The following is a 14,090-nucleotide window of genomic DNA, read 5'->3' as shown; positions in this document are numbered from 1 at the left end:
CGATGGCCGGCGACACGCCGCTGTTCCAGGGCCGAGGCTGGCGCGTGGATGCGCTCACCGTGGACCAGTTGCCGCGGCTGCAGGCGCTCTTCGACGCCAACCCTGGCTACTTCCAGGCGATCAACGGCCGCGATGCCGCGCCTGACGAGGCGCAGACCGAGTTCGACGAGCTGCCGCCGCCGCACCTGCCCTTCCGCCAGCGCTGGGTGGCCGGCGTGCACGAGGAGGCCGGCGCCCTGGTCGGCACGCTGGTGGTGGTGGCCGACCTGGGCACGCCCGGCGTCTGGCACATCGCCCTGCTGCTGATCGACCAGGCCCGGCATGGCAGCGGCCTGGCCGCCGCCGTCGTCGCCGGGCTGCAGCGCTGGGCGGCGGCCCGGGGTGCGCAGTGGCTGCGCCTGGGCGTGGTGGTGGGCAATGCCCGGGCCGAGCGCTTCTGGCTGCGCCAGGGCTTCCAGCCCGCCCGGCTGCGCCGCGGCGTGGACACCGGCGGACGGCTGAACGACCTGCAGGTGATGGTGAAGCCGCTGGCTGGCGGCACACTCGCCACTTACCTGACCCTGGTGCCGCGGGACCATCCCGACGCCGACCTGCCATGACCGATGCCCCGCTGCAGCACAGCCTGCGCCCCGCCACCGCCGACGATGCGCTGTGCCTGGGCGTGCTGGCGATGCAGGTGTTCCTCGACACCTACGCCACCGACGGCATCCGCCCGGAGATCGCCCGCGAGGCGCTGGGCAGCTACGCGCCCGCCACCTACCAGCGCCTGCTGCAGGCGCCGGAGGTGGCCATCCTGGTGGCCGAGCGGCAGGGCCACCTGCTGGGCTTTGCCCAGCTGACGCTGGGCGCCCGCCACCCGCTGGTGGACAGCACGGCCCCGGCGGAGCTGGACAGGCTGTATGTGCAGGAGCCCTTCACCGGCCACGGCCTGGGCCGCGCGCTGCTGCATGCCGCCGAGCGCGAGTCGGCCCGCCGCGGCGCCAGCCTGCTGTGGCTGACGCCCTGGGTGCACAACGCCCGCGCACGGCACTTCTACGCCCGCGAAGGCTATGCCGACATCGGCACCACCTGGTTCGAATTCGAGGGCGAGCGCCACGAGAATCGCCTGCTGACACGGCCGCTCACGCCGGCCAATGCCCGCTGACCCGCCACCCGGAGCCCCTGCCATGCCGACCCCTGCCGCCCCTGCCAGCGCCCCGGTGCGCGCCGTCATCGCCGACGACGAACGCCTGATGCGCGAGCAGCTGCGCGCCCGCCTGACCGAGGTGTGGCCCGAGCTGGACATCGTGGCCGAGGCCCGCAACGGCCTGGAGGCGGTGGAGCTGGTGGCCCAGCACCGGCCCGATCTGGTGTTCCTGGACATCCGCATGCCCGGCCTGACCGGCGTGGACGCGGCCCGCCAGATCGCCCAGATGGCCGTGGCCGACGACGAGCACCTGCCCGAGATCGTGTTCATCACCGCCTACGACCAGTACGCGGTCGAGGCCTTCGAACAGGGCGTGTGCGACTACGTGCTGAAGCCCGCCGAGCGCGAGCGGCTGCTGGTCACGGCGCAGCGCATCCAGGCGCGGCTGGCGCAGCGCGACGCGGCCGAGCCCGCCGCCGAATCCGCCGGCAGCCCCGTGCCACCGCTGCAGCAGGTGCTGCACAAGCTGGCCGCGCAGCTGAACCCCGGCGGCGCGCCGCGCTACCTGGACTGGATCCAGGCCAGCGTCGGCCCCGGCATCCAGATGATCCCGGTGCCCGAGGTGCTGTTCTTCATCAGCGACGAGAAATACACCCGGGTGCAGACGCCCACCACCGAGGCGCTGATCCGCAAGCCGATCAAGGAGCTGATCGACGAGCTGGACCCGGCCGTGTTCTGGCAGATCCACCGCAGCACGCTGGTCAACGTGAAGGCGATCGCCGGCATCACCCGGGATTTCCGCGGCCGCCAGATCGTCAGCGTGCGCGGCCACGGCGAGAAGCTGGAAGTCAGCCGCAGCTACACCCACCTGTTCAAGGGCATGTAGCGCGGCGCCGGGTCAGACGACCTGCCGGTCGCGGCCCGCCCAGTAGGGCTTGCGCAGATCGCGCTTGAGCACCTTGCCGGTGGGGTTGCGCGGCAGCTCGGCCAGCACGTCCACCGTCTTGGGGCACTTGTAGGCGGCCATGCGCTCGCGGCACCAGGCCACCAGCTCGTTCGGATCGGCCAGCGTGGCGCCGGGCTTGAGCACCACCACCGCCTTGGGCACCTCGCCCCAGCGCTCGTCGGGCACACCGATCACCGCCACGTCCAGCAGCGCGGGGTGCTCGGCCAGCACCCGCTCGATCTCGGCCGGGTAGATGTTCTCGCCGCCGCTGATGATCATGTCCTTGATGCGGTCGGTCACGTAGACATAGCCGTCAGCGTCGATGTGGCCGCCATCGCCCGAACGGTACCAGCCATCGGCCGTCACGGCCTGGGCGGTGGCTTCCGGCTTGCCCCAGTAGCCGGCCATGATCTGCGCGCTGCGCACCCAGATCTCGCCGGGCTGGCCCACCGGCACCGGCGCGCCGCTGGCCGGGTCACGCACCTCGATCTCGACCCCGTGGATCGCCTTGCCGGCCGACACCAGGCGGTGCGCCACGGCGGGGTTCTCATGGTCGGCGGGCGGCAGGATGGTCACCACGCCGCATTGCTCGGTCATGCCGTAGACCTGCTGCATGGTGCCCTTGGGAAACAGCTGCAGGCAGCCCCGCATCACCGGCAGCGGCATGGGCGAGGCGCCGTACGACACGGCCTGCAAGGCCGAGAAGTCGAACTTGTCGCCGCCGGGCACCTGGATCATGGCGGCCATCAGCGCCGGCACGTAGAACGTGTGGGTGATGCGCTCGCGCTCCAGCATCTGCAGCGCGCCCAGCGGATCGGGCATGCGCATCATGAAGATCGGCGCGCCGCCGGCCCAGGCCACGAAGGAGTAGCTGGTGCCACCCACATGGAACAGCGGCATGGCCACCTGCACCCGCGAACCGGCACCCAGCGCTTGCGTGGCGGCCACGTTGCGGGCATGGGCCAGCATGCCGTGGTGGGTGAGCATGGCGCCCTTGGGGAAACCGGTGGTGCCCGAGGTGTACAGCTGCACGAAGCAATCCGTGCCGGCGGCCGGGTGCATCCGGGCATCGGGCTGGTGCGCGGCCAGCCAGGGCTCGTATTCGTCGGTGGCCCCACCGATGTGGATCACCCGCTCCAGCAACGGCAGCTGGCCGCGCAGCTGGGCAGCGGCGCCCGCGAACTCGGGCCCGACGAACAGGACGCGGGCCTTGGCATCGTTGATCACATAGACGATTTCGGGCGGCGCCAGGCGGAAGTTGACCACCGCATTGGCGCAGCCGGTCAGCGCGCAGGCCAGGGTGAGCTCCAGGCACGAGGGGTGGTTCAGGTCCAGCACGGCGATGCGGTCGCCGGGCTGCAGGCCGGCGGCGCGCAGGCCGGCGGCCACCCGCTGCACCCGTTCACGCAGCTGGGCCCAGGTGCGGCGGGTGTCGCCGAAGACGATGGCAGGGGCGTCGGGCTGTTGGGTGGCCCAGCGGGCCAGCATGTCGCTGAAGTTGGCGTGGTCGGGGATCATCAGGGCTCCGAAGGCGTCTGGACAGGAGCGCGCCGGGGGGCAGCGCGTTGCGCCTGCATCGTAGCCATGCGCCTGCCGGCGCGGCACCAGCGCTTTCCTGGGTCGGGCGCGGATCAGGCCTTGTCGGCCGGGGCGGCCGCGTCCACCTTGGCCGACAGCTGCGCCCGCAGGCGCTTGAGCCGCTCACGCGGGTCTTCCTTGGCGCCGCCGCCCTCGCCCAGCTTCATCTCGGCGATGAAGCGGCTGGGCACACCCTGGATGGTGTCGCGGCCCTTCTTGCGGCGGCGCAGCGTGCTCACCGCCAGCGTGGTGCGGGCGCGGGTGATGCCCACGTACATCAGGCGGCGCTCCTCCTCGATGCGCTGGCCCAGCACCTCCACCGACATGTCCTCGGCATCGACCTTGAAGGGCAGCAGCCCTTCGTTGATGCCGGCTAGCCAGACATGCGGCCATTCCAGGCCCTTGCTGGCATGCAGGGTCGACAGCGTCACCACATCGGCGTCATCGCCCCGCTCGGCCAGGCTGATGATCACGCTGATGGTCTGGGCCACGTCCAGCACCGTCTGCTGTTCGCGGAGCTGGCTGCTGCCGTCCTCGGACAGCTCGCCGCCGCAGCGCTTGGCGATCCAGTCGACGAAGTCCAGCACATTGGTCCAGCGGCTGGCGGCCAGTTTCTCGCTGTCCTCGCTGTCGTACAGGTGCTGCTCGTAGCCGATGTCCTTCAGCCATTCCAGCAGCAGCGCCTTGGCCTCCTCGGCGCCGCGGGTGTGGCCGGCGCGGTGCTGCAGCTCGTTGACGCAACGGCCGAACTCATGCAGCCCGCCAATGGCCTTGGGCCCCAGCTGCGCGGCCAGGCTCTGCGAGAACAGGGCCTCGAACAGACTGCTCTTCCACTTGCCCGAGAACTCGCCCAACTTGCCCAGCGTGGCATGGCCGATGCCGCGCTTGGGCGTGGTCACCGCCCGCAGGAAGGCCGGGTCGTCGTCCTGGTTGACCAGCAGGCGCAGCCAGGCGCACAGGTCCTTGATCTCGGCGCGGTCGAAGAAGCTCTGGCCACCGCTCACCTTGTAGGGGATCTGCGCCGCGCGCAGCTTCTGCTCGAACACCCGCGCCTGGTGGTTGGCGCGGTAGAGCACCGCGAAGTCGCCAAACTTGATCTGGCCGCTGCCGCGTTCATCCGCAATCGCCCCGCCCTGGGCACGCAGGCTCTGGATGAAGGCCACGGCGCGCTCGGCCTCGTGCTCCTCGCCATCGCATTCGACCAGGCGCACCGGGTCGCCGTCGCCCAGCGCGCTCCACAGCTTCTTCTCGAACAGCTTGGGGTTGGCAGCGATCACGTTGTTGGCCGCGCGCAGGATGTGGCCGGTGGAGCGGTAGTTCTGCTCCAGCGGGATGACCTTGAGGTCGGGCCAGTCCTGCGGCAGGCGGCGCAGGTTCTCGATGGTGGCGCCGCGCCAGCCGTAGATGCTCTGGTCGTCGTCGCCCACCGCGGTGAACAGGCCGCGGCGGCGCGGGTCGTCACCCGAGACCAGCATCTTCAGCAGTTCATACTGCACCGCGTTGGTGTCCTGGTACTCGTCGACCAGCACATGGCCGAACATCGCCTGCCACCTGGTGCGTGCTTCTTCGTCCCGTTGCAGCAGCTTCAGCGGCAGGCCGATCAGGTCATCGAAATCCACCGCCTGGTAGGCGGCCAGGCGCTCTTCATAGAGCTTCATCACCCGGGCGGCCACCTGTTCATCGGCGTCCTTGGCGATGGTGGCGGCGCTGGCGCTGTCGTGGCCCATGTTCTTCCACAGGCTGATGGTCCACTGCCAGCTGCGCGCCAGCTTGTTGTCGGTGGCGCCGCCGGCCTCGCGCAGCACGCCCATCACATCGTCGGCATCCAGGATGCTGAACTGCTCCTTCAGGCCCACCTTGGTGCCGTCGCTGCGCAGGATGCGCACGCCCAGGCTGTGGAAGGTGGCCACCACCAGGTCCCTGGCCGCCTTGCCGCCCACCAGCGCCTTGCTGCGCTCGCGCATCTCCTGCGCCGCCTTGTTGGTGAAGGTGATGGCGGCGATCTCCTTCGGCGCCAGGCCGGCCTGCAGCAGGCGGGCGATCTTGTGGGTGATCACCCGCGTCTTGCCCGAGCCGGCGCCAGCCAGCACCAGGCAGGGGCCGGACAGGTGGTGCACCGCCTCCAGCTGAGCGGGGTTCAGAGAGGCAGGGGCGTCGGCCATGGCGGGGGGCTGGAAGGGCCGCGGATGATAGCGGGGCCCTGCAGCGCTGCACCGCTGCAGCGCGGGCCGGCGCGGCTGCCGGGGGCCGGCAGGGATACTCCGCCCCCAGCATGCAGGCCATCCTCGCCGTCACCGTTCCGTTCTTCGCGCTGGTGCTGGCCGGCTGGCTGGCCGCGCGCCGCGGCGTGCTGCCCGAGTCGGCCATCCCGGGGCTGAACGCCTACGTGCTGTACTTCGCCCTGCCCTGCATGCTGATGCGCTTCGGCATGAACACGCCGGTGCTCGACCTGCTGAACCCCTTCCTGCTGGCGGTGTACGTGCTGTGCGCCCTGGTGGTGGTGGGCTTCACCATCGCGGTGTCGCTGAACACCCGCGTCGGCCTGAAGGACGCCAGCTTCGGCGCGCTGGTGGCCGCCTTTCCCAACACCGGCTTCATGGGCGTGCCGCTGCTGGTGGCGCTGCTGGGGCCGGCGGCGGCCGGGCCGGTGATCTGCACCATCCTGGCCGACCTGTTCGTCACCAGCTCGCTGTGCATCGCGCTGTCGCAGCTGCAGGGCGGCGCCGGCGGGGCGCGCGCGGCGGCCTGGCGGGCGGTGCGCGGCGCGCTGTCGAATCCGCTGCCCTGGTCCATCGCGCTGGGCGCTGTGCTGTCGGCCACCGGGCTCAAGACCAGCGGCCCGCTGGACACCGCCCTGCGCATGCTGGCCGACAGCGCCACGCCGGTGGCGCTGTTCACCATCGGCGCGGTGCTGTGGCGCGCCGGCCAGCATGCCCACACCCGCACGCCGCTGGCCGACTACCTGCCGGTGGCGGCGATCAAGCTGTTCGTGCACCCGCTGCTGGTGCTGCTGGTGGGCGCCGGCGCGCAGCAGCTGGGCGCGCCGCTCACCGGCTTCCAGCTGCTGGTGCTGACCCTGGCCGCCGCCCTGCCCAGCGCCAGCAACGTGTCGCTGCTGACCGAGCGCTACGGCGCCGATTCCGGCCGCGTGGCGCGCATCATCCTGGCCAGCACCGTGGGCGCCTTCGCCAGTTTCAGCGCGCTGGCCTGGCTGTTCGGCGTGCAGCCGGCCTGACCGGCGGCCGTGCCTCAGCGCGCGCCCGTCACCAGTTCCAGCAGCACCAGCCGGGTGCGGGCCGGGGCGGCACCCCCATCGTCGGTGACCAGCAGGCACTGCGTGCCCCGGCAGGCCAGCCCTTCCAGGTGATCGACAGCCGCGGTGCCGGAGACGGGCAGCGCCACGTCGCTGGAGTCGCATCGGCCACCGATGCCACAGCCCTCCAGGCTGGTGGCGCGCAGATGGAAACTGACCTGGCCGTCCGCCCGCCGCTGTTCCAGCAGCAGCAGGCGACCGTCGGCCATCCAGCCCATGGCCCGGACCTGGGCACCTGGCAAGGCGGGCAAGCGCCAGTCCGCCCCGGTGGTGGTGAGGATGCGGTGTTCGCCCGTGCTGCCGGACTTCTGGGCCACCAGCAGCACGCCATGGCGCTGATGCCAGGCCATCGCCTCCACGCTGTGCCCGGCATGGGTCGGCAATGCCTGCGGCAGCGCATGCCATGCCACCACCTTGCCAACCCGATCGATCTCCAGCCAAAGGCGGCGCTCCTCATCGATCGCCAGCAGCGGCACGGCACCCGGCCGCAGGGCCAGGGCCTCCAGGTTGGGTCGACCGTCCAGCAGCACGCGGGACAGCTCCTGCACCGCCACCAGCCGGCCATGCTCGATCTCCACTTGCAAGCGGTGCAGCCAGCCGCGGTCGGAGACTGCCCAGACATCGCCGCTGGCCGGGTCCCAGGCCAGGTCGGACAGCTCCAGCCGGTTGCGCCGGCCGTGCCCGGGCAGATCGACTGCCAGGCTGTCGAGCAGCAGCACCTGCAGCGGCGCCGGCGGTGCCGCGACCACCGGCGGCGCCGCCGGCAGGGCCAGGGCCGCGGCCAGCATGCACCGGCCCAGGCAGCGACGAAGCACGCCGTCAGCCATGGGCGCGGCCCGTACCAATCGCCGCCGGCAGGCCGCCCTGGGCATCGCCAGTGGGGCCATGCCGCAGGGTCTCGATCGCATAGCGGTGCAGGAAGATCGGCAGGAAGCTTGTCACCCTGGCTTCGCTGAACTCCTGCTCCAGCAGGTCACGCAGCACCTGCTCGATGCGCTCGACCGGCACCGCACCGCCCAGCGAGGTGCTGAGCTTGGTCACCACCGGGCCCAGTTCCAGCGCCATGGCAGGCGGTGCCACGGCCGGGCCTGCGCGGACCGGCTCAGGCTGCATGGGCCTGCTCCAGCGGCAGGGCACCCAGCTTGCGCAAGGCCGGCCGGAACCGGTTGAACTTCTGCACCGCACCCGTCAGGCTCATGCCCACGCAGTATTTCGAGCAGGCATTGGTGGGATGCAGGTGCTGGGTGCGCAGGATCGCGTCTGCCAGGCCGTTGCCGCAGGCGGACTTGGTCTCGACGATGAAGGTGTCCGCATCCGTGGCGCGCGGAGCGCCTTGGCCGAAGAAGCGGATGTCGGTGTCGATGGTCATGCGCTCGCCCCCGACCCGGGCCACCAGGGTGGCACGCCGGTACCGCATCTGCAGCACCGGCTCCAGCGCACGGTCGAACGGACGCCCGTAGAGCTGCTGGTGGCTGTCGCGCACATGCGCCAGCGCCGCCGCATCCAGCCGGTCGATGGCGTCGGGGCTGCAGGGCAGGCGCTTCTTCACCGTGATGCCGCGCTTGTCCTTGAGCTTGACTTCCACGAAGCAGAGCCCGGCCTCCACATAGCGCCGCACCCGCACCTTCATGCGCTGGCGGCGGCCCTGGTGGTGGTCGTGGTAGCTGCGCAGTTCGGGATCGTCGAAGTAGCAGGTCTCGTAGGTGAAGATGCGGCGGTCATCGATCTCCAGCACGTCGAACGCCTGGGCCAGCTGCGGTGCCAGGGCCTCCAGCACCGGTGCGCGCACCACGTACTTGTTGTCGAGCCGCTCCAGCATGGCGGCCTTGCTGTTGAGCGCCGCCAGGCTGATGGGGTGAAACCCGCTGAAGAGCCGGGCTGCGCCGGTGTCGTCGTCCGAGCGTTCCATGGTTCATGCCTTTCTGTAGAAGACCGTGATGCGGGCCATGTCGTTGATGTAGTCCAGCGCCGTGATCTGGTAGGACATCACCTCCACCCCCAGGCGCTGCGACAGGTCGCGCCGCATCTCGACCGGGTTCGACAGGGCGTGGTGGTCGATCTTGTCCAGCGTGATGCGGATGCCGTCCACCGACTGCAGCACCTTCGGGTGGTCGATCACCCAGGCCCCCAGCAGCACCAGCAGGGCCACCGCCGCCACGAACGGCAGCGGTGTGCCACGCACGGCGCAGATCACGGCGATGGCCACGCTGCCGAAGAAGTAGGTGATCTCGGTCTTGCCGATCGGCTCCGAGCGCAGGGTGAACATCGCCAGGATCGCGAACAGCCCGAAGCCGGCCGCGATGCCGAACTCGACACTCGACAGCACGCTCAGCACGGCGAAGATGAACACGTTGAACAGCGCCGCCGCGGTGACCAGCTCCTTGTCGCGGTAGCGCCGGTAGTACAGGCCGAAGACCAGCAGCAGCATGGTCACGAGGTCGATCAGCAGCCGTGGCAGCAGTTCGGCGGGAATGGTCGGATGGAGAGCGGGCATGGGTGTCGTCCTGGCGTTCTGGTGGGGGGCTGAACCTGCCGGCCGGAAGGGCCGCGCAACGGTCACGCACTTGTCACACGGACGGCGGCAGGGCCCGGCAAATACACGGAACTGTCACAAATCGTCATGACAGGCCGGAAGTGGCCTGGATGCCGATGTACGCACACCGGTCTGGCGCGCTCTGTCCGGTGTATGCACCACAGCCGCCGCCCCCTGCCTCCGGTCCGCCGGTGGCGCCGCACGCTGCCGGCCCTGCTGCTGGCTGCCGCCGCCGGACTGGCGGCCGCCGAGCCCGCGCATGGCGACACCGACGCCGCGGCCACCCGGTCTGTCCAGATGGGATGGCGCCTGCAGCTCGACAGCGGCGGCATCGGCGGCGCGCTCAGCCGCGACGGTCGGCGCCATGCCGGCCACTGGCTGCGCCGCGCGACCTGGGACATCCGCTGGCGGCCGGCGCCCGGCTGGCGCGCCGCCTGGTCGTGGCAGGCCGGCAGTGGCGGCACCTCCAGCGTGGAGGCCGCCTGGCTTCAGTGGCAGCCCAGCGGCGGGCCGGTGGGTGTGCGGCTGGGCCGCGTGGCGCCGGACTTCGGCCTGGACAGCACCATCAGCAGCAGTTGGGGCCACCTGCCCGAACGCTCGCCCTTGTGGGATCTGGCGCCTGACCTGGATGACACACGCAGGACTGTGGCGTTGCGCATGGACGCCGCCGCCCCGGATTGGCATGCCAGCGCGGGGGCCTACCGCCGTCCGGACCGACAGGCCCTGGTGGCGCGGATCGTGTGGCGGCACAACGGCGATGCCCTGCAGCCGCACGCGGTGCCGGGTTGGCTGCCCGCGGGCCTGCACCTGGGGGCGTCCTGGGCATGGCAGCGCAGCGATGCCGACACAGGACGCCTGCGAAGCCGGCTGGGGCAACGCGCTGCCTCGGCGCTCGACAGCGGCCAACGGATCACCCTGCTCCCCGCATGGCCCAGGGACGCCAAGCCCGGCGATGACCAGGCGGCGGGCCTGGAGGCCAGCCTGTCCGCCGGCCGCTGGTGGCTGGCGATGGAAGGCTTGTACCGCCGACAGGACGCTGCTGCGGCCAGCCTGTCATGGACCCGGCAGGCCAGTGGCTGGACCGCCACCGCCGCACGCACGCTGCACGGCAGCCCGCGCGGCTGGGACGCGAACCAGGGCCGCTACCGCGGGCCGTCCGGTGCGGCCGTCAGCACCGTGGAACTGGTGCTGCGCGCCGATCACCTGCGGGCCACCGCATCGGATGCCGGCAGCCCGCTGGCGCACGCCAATCTGCTGAGCCTGGGCCTGAACTGGTTCATCGACGCCCAGTGGCGGCTCTCGGCGGTGGTCAGCCAAGGTCAGGTCAGCGGAACCGGCGCCTTGTCGGGCTGGGCCATGCGCCTGCAGTGGACGCACTGACCAGGTTTCCGCGCCGCCACCGCAGGTGGCCAGCCCCCCGGGGGGCGCGGACGCGGCGTGTGATCAGACCGGGATGGCGAACAGGATGGCCGTGGTGTAGGTCTGCTGGCTCGGCACGCCGGTGGCGCTCTGGAAGGCGCCGGCCCGCACCGTCAGCGTCATCAGGCCCGAGGTGGCGGCCGGCAGCGTGAGCACCACGGTGTAGCGCGTGGCCGACACCTTGGTGAAGCTGCCCAGCGTGCCCGCGTCCGGCTCGATGTCGCCAGCCGCGAAGCTGTCGCCCACATCCACGCTGAAGTCGAAGGTGAAGGTCACCGGCCCGGTGGCGATGTTGGCGGCGGTGCTGTTGGTGATGGTGAGCACCGGCTCGTTGGTGGCCACCACGGTGTCGATGCGCTGGCTGAAGCGGTAGGCCACCAGGCTGGAGGCGGTGCCACCGGCATCCCGGAAGGCGCCGGCCGGCACCTCCACCGTCAGCACGTCCTGCCGGTTGGCCGTGGGTGTGACCTGCAAGGTGTAGACGGTGTCGCTCAGCTTGACCAGCGCCGCGCCGCCCAGCGCACCGTTGGTGAGCAGGATGCGGTTGGCGGCGAAGTTGCTGACCGCAGCACTGAAGGTGAAGCGCACGGTGAACGGGCCGGTGGCATCGCCCGGCACATCGCTGGTGATCACCAGCGACGGCGCGACGGCGTCCTCGTCCTTCTCGGTGTTGCCGCCGCCGCAACCGGCCAACAGCAGCAGGGCGGCGCCAGCCAGGTGGCGGCGTTGCAGGCCGTGGCCGTGCAGGGCGTGGGTCATGGGCGGATCCTCCTGGTGTTGTGGCGGCGGAAGGATACCAAGCGCCCTCCTGCGGCGGCATGCGCCGTTCGGCCCGGGGCGGGCGCCGGGCGGCGTGTCACAGCACGTCCACAGAATCCACCGGCACCGCCGCGGCAGCCGCCGCGGCACCACCACACAGGACGACGCCATGGGACGCCCCAGCCAGCTTTCACCCATCCGCACCGGCACCAACCGGCGCGAGTTCTTCAAGCGCTCCGGCGCCACCACCGTGGGCATCGCCGCCGCCTCGCCGCTGCTGGCCACGTCAGCCGACGCCGCATCGGCCGTCTTCCAGCACGGCGTGGCCAGCGGTGATCCGCTGGCCGACCGGGTGATCCTGTGGACGCGCGTCACCGTGGCCAGCGTCAAGCCGCTGGTGCCGGTGACCTGGGTGGTGGCCACCGACCCCGGCCTGCGCAACGTGGTGCTGCGCGGCGCCACCACCACCAGCGCGGCGCGCGACTTCACCGTCAAGATCGATGCCGCCGGCCTGCGCCCGGCCACCACCTACTACTACCGCTTCACCGCCGGCGGCGCCAGCAGCCCGGTGGGCCGCACCCGCACCCTGCCGGTGGGCGCGGTCGACCGCCTGCGCATCGCGGTGCTGAGCTGCTCCAACCATGCCTACGGCTACTTCAACGCCTATGCCCGCGTGGCCGAGCGGGCCGACCTGGACCTGGTGCTGCACCTGGGCGACTACCTCTACGAATACGGCGCCGGCCAGTACGGCAGCCTGCGCACCCCCGAGCCGCCCACCGAGATGGTGACGCTGGCCGACTACCGCGCCCGCCACGCCCAGTACAAGCGCGATGCCGACTCGCAGGCGGTGCACCGGCAACACCCGTTCGTCTGCATCTGGGACGACCACGAGATCACCAACGACACCTGGAAGGACGGCGCCCAGAACCACCAGAGCGCCACCGAGGGCGACTACCCGCAACGCGTGGCCGCCGGCCTGCAGGCCTACTACGAGTGGATGCCGATCCGCCAGGTGGAGGCCGACCCGCGCAAGAACTTCCGCCGCTTCCAGCTGGGCGACCTGGTCGACCTGCTGATGCTGGAACAGCGGCTGAGCGCCCGCTCGCAGCAGCTGCCGGCCGGCGGCGGCTTTGCGCAGACCGGTGCCTTCACCGATGCCAGCCGCACGCTGCTGGGTGCCGAGCAGGAGGCCTGGCTGTTCAACCGGCTGCAGACGACCCCGGCCCGCTGGAAGTTCCTGGGCCAGGGCGTGATGTTCGCGCAGGTCAAGCTGCGCGGCGCGGCCAATGCCGCCGGCGGCGGCGTGTTCTTCAACAGCGACCAGTGGGACGGCTACCAGCCCGCCCGCGACCGGGTGTACGACGTGCTCAAGGGCAGCAGCACCGGCCGGCCGGTGGACAACATGGTGGTGCTGACCGGCGACATCCACAGCAGCTGGGCGGCCGACCTCACCCAGGACCCGAACAACCCCGACACCGCCACCGGCGGCTACAACCCGGCCACCGGCCAGGGCTCGCGGGCGGTGGAGTTCGTCGGCACCTCGGTGTCCTCGCCCGGAGTCGACAGCGACACCAGCGGCAGCACGGCCGGCTTCCTGCGCAGCCAGAACCCGCACTTCAAGTACATCAACCTGCACAGGCGCGGCTACCTGCTGCTGGACGTGACGCCGCAGCGGGTGGTGGGTGAGTTCTGGCACATCGACACCGTGGCCAGCCTCAGCAACCTGCAGACCTTTGCCGCCGCCTTCGAGGTGCAGGCCGGCACCAACCGGCTGGTGCCGTCGGCCCAGACCACCCCGCGCGCCAACGCGCCGCTGCTGGCGCCCTGAGCACGGCAGCCCAACGGAACCCACCATGAACGCCCTGCACACCTTCGCACGCACCGCCGCCGCGGCCACCCTGGCCCTGGCCAGCCTGGCCGCCCAGGCCGATGTGGCCCGCTTCAGCCAGACCGGCCAGTTCGCCTTCAGCAGCGACGTCCACAGCTTCAACCTGGATGTCGACACCGCATCGGACCTGCGGCTGTGGACCACCTCCTTCGCCGGCGGCCAGGGCGACCCGCTGCTCGCGGTCTTCGACATCGCCTCCGGCGGGCTGCTCAGCCTGGGCGACGACGTCGACAACCCCTACGGGCAGGTCGACCCGACCCAGGGATCGCTGGACGCGGGCATCGTCATCACCGACCTGGCGCCGGGCCGCTACCAGGTGGCGGTGAGTCTGTCGCCCAACCTGCCGGTCGGCAGCACCTGGGCCGAGGGTTACAAGCTGCGCACCAGCCAGGGCCTGCCGATCGGCAGCCGCTGGACGGTGCAGGTGGCGTTGACCAATGCCGCGCCCATCCCCGAGCCCACCACCACCGCCCTGCTGCTGGCCGGCCTGGCCACGGTGGGCTGGTTGGCACGCCGCCGCGGCTGAGC

Annotated in this window: 14 protein-coding genes; 7 read left to right on the top strand and 7 right to left on the bottom strand. The window is 71.3% G+C overall.

All coding sequences use genetic code 11. From position 1 onward, the window contains the following. Nucleotides 1-2 precede the first annotated feature (2 nt). The 3 genes from FFT10_RS21945 to FFT10_RS21935 are packed head-to-tail and all read left to right on the top strand — an operon-like array spanning nucleotide 3 to nucleotide 2,012. Entirely contained in the window at nucleotides 3-599 is a 597-nt protein-coding gene (locus FFT10_RS21945; RefSeq protein WP_137735017.1) for a GNAT family N-acetyltransferase, read from the top strand. After that, on the top strand, nucleotides 596-1,144 hold the full coding sequence (locus FFT10_RS21940) for a GNAT family N-acetyltransferase (protein WP_137735016.1): 549 nt from the start codon (nucleotides 596-598) through the stop codon (nucleotides 1,142-1,144). Before FFT10_RS21945 ends, FFT10_RS21940 begins: the two co-directional genes overlap by 4 nt. Nucleotides 1,145-1,166: 22 nt before the next feature. Then, the gene (locus FFT10_RS21935; protein ID WP_137735015.1) at nucleotides 1,167-2,012 is read left to right on the top strand and encodes a LytR/AlgR family response regulator transcription factor; all 846 of its coding nucleotides are present in this window, start codon (nucleotides 1,167-1,169) and stop codon (nucleotides 2,010-2,012) included. A 12-nt stretch (nucleotides 2,013-2,024) separates the two neighbouring features. On the opposite strand, the gene FFT10_RS21930 is transcribed toward FFT10_RS21935, so the two are convergent. Together FFT10_RS21930 and FFT10_RS21925 are read right to left on the bottom strand one after the other, a co-directional pair. Continuing rightward, on the bottom strand, nucleotides 2,025-3,590 hold the full coding sequence (locus tag FFT10_RS21930) for a long-chain-fatty-acid--CoA ligase (RefSeq protein WP_137735014.1): 1,566 nt from the start codon (nucleotides 3,588-3,590) through the stop codon (nucleotides 2,025-2,027). A 113-nt stretch (nucleotides 3,591-3,703) separates the two neighbouring features. Beyond that, on the bottom strand, nucleotides 3,704-5,812 hold the full coding sequence (locus tag FFT10_RS21925; RefSeq protein WP_137735013.1) for an ATP-dependent helicase: 2,109 nt from the start codon (nucleotides 5,810-5,812) through the stop codon (nucleotides 3,704-3,706). 110 nt (nucleotides 5,813-5,922) lie between these two features. Here FFT10_RS21925 and FFT10_RS21920 point away from each other — a divergent pair, with 110 nt between their 5' ends. Continuing rightward, nucleotides 5,923-6,885: an AEC family transporter gene (locus tag FFT10_RS21920; RefSeq protein WP_137735012.1), complete on the top strand. Its 963-nt coding sequence runs from the start codon at nucleotides 5,923-5,925 to the stop codon at nucleotides 6,883-6,885. 14 nt (nucleotides 6,886-6,899) lie between these two features. On the opposite strand, the gene FFT10_RS21915 is transcribed toward FFT10_RS21920, so the two are convergent. The 4 genes from FFT10_RS21915 to FFT10_RS21900 are packed head-to-tail and all read right to left on the bottom strand — an operon-like array spanning nucleotide 6,900 to nucleotide 9,457. Next, nucleotides 6,900-7,790 carry an esterase-like activity of phytase family protein gene (locus FFT10_RS21915; protein WP_137735011.1) on the bottom strand — a complete coding sequence of 297 codons (891 nt, stop codon included), beginning with the start codon at nucleotides 7,788-7,790 and terminating at the stop codon, nucleotides 6,900-6,902. Further along, on the bottom strand, nucleotides 7,783-8,043 hold the full coding sequence (locus FFT10_RS21910) for a three-helix bundle dimerization domain-containing protein (protein ID WP_137735010.1): 261 nt from the start codon (nucleotides 8,041-8,043) through the stop codon (nucleotides 7,783-7,785). Before FFT10_RS21910 ends, FFT10_RS21915 begins: the two co-directional genes overlap by 8 nt. A gap of 22 nt (nucleotides 8,044-8,065) precedes the next feature. Beyond that, nucleotides 8,066-8,872, bottom strand: coding sequence for a polyphosphate polymerase domain-containing protein (locus tag FFT10_RS21905; protein WP_137735009.1), 807 nt, complete (start codon nucleotides 8,870-8,872; stop codon nucleotides 8,066-8,068). Nucleotides 8,873-8,875: 3 nt separating this feature from the next. Then, complete coding sequence (locus FFT10_RS21900; RefSeq protein ID WP_228027237.1) at nucleotides 8,876-9,457, bottom strand: DUF4956 domain-containing protein; 582 nt, start codon at nucleotides 9,455-9,457, stop codon at nucleotides 8,876-8,878. 192 nt (nucleotides 9,458-9,649) lie between these two features. Between FFT10_RS21900 and FFT10_RS21895 the strand changes: the two genes are divergently transcribed. Continuing rightward, the gene (locus FFT10_RS21895) at nucleotides 9,650-10,876 is read left to right on the top strand and encodes a porin (protein WP_162520881.1); all 1,227 of its coding nucleotides are present in this window, start codon (nucleotides 9,650-9,652) and stop codon (nucleotides 10,874-10,876) included. A 63-nt stretch (nucleotides 10,877-10,939) separates the two neighbouring features. Here FFT10_RS21895 and FFT10_RS21890 read toward each other — a convergent pair whose 3' ends face one another. Continuing rightward, complete coding sequence (locus FFT10_RS21890) at nucleotides 10,940-11,674, bottom strand: Ig-like domain-containing protein (protein ID WP_137735007.1); 735 nt, start codon at nucleotides 11,672-11,674, stop codon at nucleotides 10,940-10,942. 169 nt (nucleotides 11,675-11,843) lie between these two features. Between FFT10_RS21890 and FFT10_RS21885 the strand changes: the two genes are divergently transcribed. Together FFT10_RS21885 and FFT10_RS21880 are read left to right on the top strand one after the other, a co-directional pair. Next, nucleotides 11,844-13,502, top strand: a complete 1,659-nt coding sequence (locus tag FFT10_RS21885) for an alkaline phosphatase D family protein (RefSeq protein WP_137735006.1) — start codon at nucleotides 11,844-11,846, stop codon at nucleotides 13,500-13,502. 25 nt (nucleotides 13,503-13,527) lie between these two features. Beyond that, nucleotides 13,528-14,088, top strand: a complete 561-nt coding sequence (locus FFT10_RS21880) for a DVUA0089 family protein (protein ID WP_137735005.1) — start codon at nucleotides 13,528-13,530, stop codon at nucleotides 14,086-14,088. The last annotated feature ends 2 nt before the right edge of the window (nucleotides 14,089-14,090 follow it).

It is taken from the genome of Pseudaquabacterium pictum, assembly GCF_005403045.1.
Taxonomy (GTDB): domain Bacteria; phylum Pseudomonadota; class Gammaproteobacteria; order Burkholderiales; family Burkholderiaceae_C; genus Pseudaquabacterium; species Pseudaquabacterium pictum.
The sequence above is the reverse complement of the archived record's forward strand: the minus strand, read 5'-3'. Positions and strand labels throughout refer to the sequence as shown.